Annotated in this window: 1 rRNA gene; it reads right to left on the bottom strand. The window is 56.1% G+C overall.

Features of this window, described 5'->3' with window-relative positions:
- Positions 1–246, bottom strand: a 16S ribosomal RNA gene (locus DA373_RS16665); the annotation flags it as partial.

The following is a 246-nucleotide window of genomic DNA, read 5'->3' as shown; positions in this document are numbered from 1 at the left end:
CGCCTGCGTGCGCTTTACGCCCAGTTATTCCGATTAACGCTTGCACCCTCCGTATTACCGCGGCTGCTGGCACGGAGTTAGCCGGTGCTTCTTCTGTGGTTAACGTCACAGTAAGCGGGTATTAGCCGCTCACCTTTCCTCACCACTGAAAGTGCTTTACAACCCGAAGGCCTTCTTCACACACGCGGCATGGCTGCATCAGGGTTTCCCCCATTGTGCAATATTCCCCACTGCTGCCTCCCGTAG

Origin of the sequence: Oceanimonas marisflavi (assembly GCF_003049725.1) — a bacterium.
Lineage (GTDB): Bacteria > Pseudomonadota > Gammaproteobacteria > Enterobacterales > Aeromonadaceae > Oceanimonas > Oceanimonas marisflavi.
This window is presented reverse-complemented; position numbering and strand designations above follow the sequence as displayed.